The organism is Xanthomonas sp. LMG 12461, from assembly GCF_009192935.1.
Classification (GTDB): domain Bacteria; phylum Pseudomonadota; class Gammaproteobacteria; order Xanthomonadales; family Xanthomonadaceae; genus Xanthomonas_A; species Xanthomonas_A sontii.
The window spans coordinates 1-3888 of sequence record NZ_NQYT01000114.1; the positions used below are offsets into that span (position 1 = coordinate 1).

The 3888-nt window shown below is 70.6% G+C and carries 6 protein-coding genes and 1 pseudogene; 4 read left to right on the top strand and 3 right to left on the bottom strand.

The window, feature by feature from the left end:
* Positions 1 to 184 (bottom strand): annotated as a pseudogene (locus tag CEK68_RS21120) (hypothetical protein); the annotation flags it as partial.
* On the bottom strand, positions 181 to 1455 hold the full coding sequence (locus tag CEK68_RS20650) for a YihY family inner membrane protein (protein ID WP_043093046.1): 1275 nt from the start codon (positions 1453 to 1455) through the stop codon (positions 181 to 183). The pseudogene CEK68_RS21120 and the gene CEK68_RS20650, both read right to left, overlap by 4 nt.
* Before the next feature lie 76 nt (positions 1456 to 1531).
* Between CEK68_RS20650 and wrbA the strand changes: the two genes are divergently transcribed.
* From wrbA to ybaK, 4 genes are all read left to right on the top strand, one after another.
* Positions 1532 to 2128, top strand: a complete 597-nt coding sequence (gene wrbA / locus CEK68_RS20655; protein ID WP_043091380.1) for an NAD(P)H:quinone oxidoreductase — start codon at positions 1532 to 1534, stop codon at positions 2126 to 2128.
* On the top strand, positions 2125 to 2481 hold the full coding sequence (locus CEK68_RS20660; protein WP_043093047.1) for a DUF2069 domain-containing protein: 357 nt from the start codon (positions 2125 to 2127) through the stop codon (positions 2479 to 2481). The genes wrbA and CEK68_RS20660 overlap by 4 nt, the downstream gene beginning before the upstream one ends.
* Before the next feature lie 79 nt (positions 2482 to 2560).
* Positions 2561 to 3046, top strand: coding sequence for an asparaginase domain-containing protein (locus CEK68_RS20665; protein WP_152240513.1), 486 nt, complete (start codon positions 2561 to 2563; stop codon positions 3044 to 3046).
* A gap of 6 nt (positions 3047 to 3052) precedes the next feature.
* On the top strand, positions 3053 to 3526 hold the full coding sequence (gene ybaK / locus CEK68_RS20670) for a Cys-tRNA(Pro) deacylase (protein WP_152240514.1): 474 nt from the start codon (positions 3053 to 3055) through the stop codon (positions 3524 to 3526).
* Between the two features lie 6 nt (positions 3527 to 3532).
* Here the strand turns inward: ybaK and CEK68_RS20675 are convergent.
* The coding region (locus CEK68_RS20675; RefSeq protein WP_193314274.1) for a PPC domain-containing protein at positions 3533 to 3888 on the bottom strand (356 nt) is incomplete at its 5' end.

Here is a 3888-nt window from a genome sequence, read left to right on the forward strand (position 1 = left end):
CGCCCAAGCCGGCCGCCGGCGCGGCGGGCGCCTCCGGCGCTGCCGGGGCGGGTGGCGCCTTGGGCGCGGTGGACGACGCGGTGGTCGCGGCGCCGTCGGCCGGCTTGGGCGTGGGCTGGCGGTCGCACCCGGCCAGCAGGGCGGCAGCGGCGAACAGCGGGAACAGCAGGCGCATGGCGGTCATGCAAGGTCTCCAATCTCGGTGTAGAGGTCGCCGACGCGACGCTTGAGCACGTCGCGCAACGGCAGGCGCAGTTCGTCCAGCGCGCGGCACGCCGCCTGGCCCAGGGCGTCGTCGCGGCACGGCAGATAGGTCTCGACGACAGGGATGCGCAGTTGGCAATTCTCGTACAGCTCGGCCACCGGCACGTCGCTCAGGTCGCGAGCCAGCATCCAGTCGCCCTGCTCGGTACGACTGAGCAGGCGGATGCGCTCCAGTTCGCACAGCAGTTCCTGCACCAGCGAATCGGTCAGCATCGGCTCCAGTTCCAGGAGTTGATCCTCCTGCAGCCCCCTGCCCTGCCTGCGCGCCTGCGCGAAGCGGCCGAGCAGGCGCAGCAGGCCGTAGATCTCATAGCCGGCGGGCAGGCGCATCGAGGCCGGCTGGTAGCGGAAGGCGGCGATCGAAGAGGACACCGAGGCGCCGAGCAGGATCGCGATCCAGCTCAGGTAGATCCACAGCAGGAAGATCGGCACGAACGCGACCGTGCCATAGATGCGCTGGTACGACTGGAAGCTGCCCAGGTACAGGCTCAGGCCCCATTTCACCAGTTCCAGCAGCAGCACCGCCAGCAGTGCACCCGGCACCGCGTGGCGCAGCTTGACCGTGTGATGCGGCACCACCCGGTACACCAGGGTGATGCAGACGAATTCGATCAGCACCGGCGCCACGCTCAGCACCACCTGCGCCAGCAGCCGGCCCTCGCTGGTCTTGAACAGGGGCAGCGCGAAGAACCGCGCCGACACCGCCAGCGACGCCGCGGCCAGCAGCGCGCCGAGGGTCAGCACGGTCCAGTACACCAGGAAGCGGGTCAGCTGCGGCCGCGCCGACACCACCCGCCAGATCTGGTTGAAGGTCTGCTCGACGCTGTTGAGGGTGATCAGCAGCGAGACCACCAGCGCGATCACGCCGGCGGTAGTCAGTTGCCCGGCGCTGGCCGAGAACTGCCGCAGGTAGGACTCCACCGAACGCGCCGCGGCCGGCACGAAGTTGGAAAAGATGTAGTCGCTGAGCTGGTCGCTCCACTTGTCGAACACCGGGAACGCCGACAGCACCCCGAACACCACCACCGCCAGCGGCACCAGCGCGAAGATGGTGGTGTAGGCCAGCGAGGCCGCAGCCTGGAACAGGCGGTCGTCGAGGAAGCGCCGCCACAGGAAGCCGGCGAAGCTGCGCATGCGCGCGCGGTCGCGCAGGCGATCGGCCCAGAGATTGACGGTGTCCAGCGGCTGCATCGGGCAAGGGTACCCGATGCGCATGGACGCCGGCATCGTCGATACTGGCGGTCGTTCCGATCCACGAGAGGGCCGCATGGCCGAGATTCTGGTCCTGTACTACAGCCGTGGCGGCTCGGTGGCGCGCCTGGCGCGGCAGATCGCGCGCGGCGTCGGCGAGGTGCCGGGCATGGCCGCGCGCCTGCGCACCGTGCCGCCGGTGGCGGCGGTCACCCAGACCAGTGCACCGCCGGTGCCCGACAGCGGCGCGCCGTACGTGGACGCCAGCGACCTGCGCGAGTGCGTGGGCCTGGCGCTGGGCAGCCCGACCCGCTTCGGCAACATGGCCGCGCCGGTCAAGCACTTCATCGACGGACTCGGCGCCGACTGGGCCAGCGGCACGCTGGCCGGCAAGCCGGCGGCGGTATTCACCTCCACCGCGTCGCTGCACGGCGGCCAGGAAGCCACCCTGCTGTCGATGCACCTGCCGCTGCTGCACCACGGCTGCCTGATCGTCGGCATTCCCTACACCGAACCGCTGCTCAGCAGCACCCGCAGCGGCGGCACGCCGTACGGCGCCAGTCACGTCGCCGGCGCCGACGACGATCCGCAACCCAGCGAGGAAGAAGCGCACCTGGCGCGCGCGCTCGGCCGGCGCCTGGCCGAGATCGCGCAGCGACTGGCGGCGCCATGAGCGGCGGGCGCCTGCGGGTGGCGCTGGGGGCGACGCTGCTGGCGTTGGCGGCACTGTTCGCGACCTGGTTCCACGACGATCGCCACCGTCTCGCCGCCCTGCTGGTGTTCGCGCTGCCGCCGCTGTTGCTGGCCGTGGGCGTGCTGCGCGGCTCGGCAGTGGCACGATTCTGGAGCGGCGTCGGCGCGCTGCTGTGGTTCAGCCACGGGGTGATGACCGCCTGGAGCCACCCGCCACAGCGTGGCTACGGCTGGGCAGAACTGCTGCTGGCGCTGCTGGTGGTGGGCCTGTCCAGCGCACCGGGCATCCGCGCACGCTTCGCCCGCCGCCGCGGCGCGGCCGGGCGCGACTGAGCGGCCGTACCGCCGCGCCCGGTATCATGGACGGCCTGCGCGGCCACGGCCGCGCCCCGACATGCTTCTAGGAACGGCAATGGAAGAACTCCTGATCGTCACCACCGGCGGCACGATCGACAAGATCTACTTCGACGACAAGTCCGACTACCAGATCGGCGACCCGCAGATCAGCCAGATCCTCAAGGAACTGGGCGTGACCTTCCGCTTCACGGTGATCCCGATCATCCGCAAGGATTCGCTGCACATCACCGACGAAGACCGCGAGCTGATCCGCGCCACCATCGCCGCGCAGTCCGCGCGCCACGTGCTGATCACCCACGGCACCGACTCGATGGTGCAGACCGGCAAGGTGCTGCAGGCGATCGAGGGCAAGACCATCGTGATGACCGGCGCGCTGAACCCGGCGCGCTTCCGCGGCTCCGACGCCGAGTTCAACATCGGCTGCGCGGTCGGCGCGGTGCAGTCGCTGCCGGCCGGCGTCTACATCGCCATGAACGGGCGCATCTGGGATCCGCAGAAGGTGCGCAAGAACGTGGCGGCGAACCGTTTCGAAGCGGCCTGAGCGGCGATGTCCAAGGCCACGCGCGCGACCAAGGCGCTGGATGCGGCCGGCATCGTCTACCGGCTGCATCCCTACGACTACGAAGCCGAAGCCAGCGCCAAGGGCCTGCAGGCCGCACAGGCGCTGGGCCTGCCGCCGGAGCGGGTGCTGAAGAGTCTGATGGCCTGGGTCGACACGCGCGCGGTCTGCGTGGTGGTCCCGTCCGACCGCCGCGTGCAGTTGAAGAAACTGGCCGCCGCCGCGGGCGGCAAGGCGGCGCGGATGATGGAGGCCGCCGAGGCCGAGCGCCGCACCGGCTACAAGGTCGGCGGCATCAGTCCGCTGGGCCAGCAGCGGCCGGCGCCGGTGCTGATCGAGCAAACCGCACTGGGCGCAGGCAGCGTCTGGTTCAACGCCGGGCAGCGCGGCCTGCTGCTGGAAATGGAGGCCGCGCAGGTGCTCGACGCACTGCAGGCACGTGCCTGCGACCTGTGCGAGTGAGGCGTGTCAGTAACTCGCGGTCGCACTCACGCCCGCCACCGCGGTAACCGCCTTGATCCGCACGTAATAGAGCCCGGCCGGCAAGGTCAGCGTGCAGCGCTCGGTGGTACCGGCGGCGACCGACCGGCAACCGTATGCGGTATCGGTCGGCAGGGCGCCCGCGCGCAGGTACAGATCGGCATTGCCGCTGCCACCGCTCAGGGCCAGCGTCAGCGCCGACGTGCCGGCGGGCACGGTGATCTGGTAGTACAGCGACGTTCCCGCCTTGAGCGACAGATTTCCCATCGGCACGCCACGCACCAGCGTCTGCGCCTTCACTGTCGCCGCCACCGCCGCCCCCGCATTGACCAGCCCTGCACCGC

What these genes read in the sequence shown, in the direction of transcription:
- ybaK (WP_152240514.1), top strand. Translation starts at nt 3,053, where the DNA reads ATGTCCAAGGCCACGCGCGCGACCAAGGCGCTGGATGCGGCCGGCATC.
- wrbA (WP_043091380.1), top strand. Translation starts at nt 1,532, where the DNA reads ATGGCCGAGATTCTGGTCCTGTACTACAGCCGTGGCGGCTCGGTGGCG.
- CEK68_RS20660 (WP_043093047.1), top strand. Translation starts at nt 2,125, where the DNA reads ATGAGCGGCGGGCGCCTGCGGGTGGCGCTGGGGGCGACGCTGCTGGCG.
- CEK68_RS20650 (WP_043093046.1), bottom strand. Translation starts at nt 1,455, where the DNA reads ATGCAGCCGCTGGACACCGTCAATCTCTGGGCCGATCGCCTGCGCGAC.
- CEK68_RS20665 (WP_152240513.1), top strand. Translation starts at nt 2,561, where the DNA reads ATGGAAGAACTCCTGATCGTCACCACCGGCGGCACGATCGACAAGATC.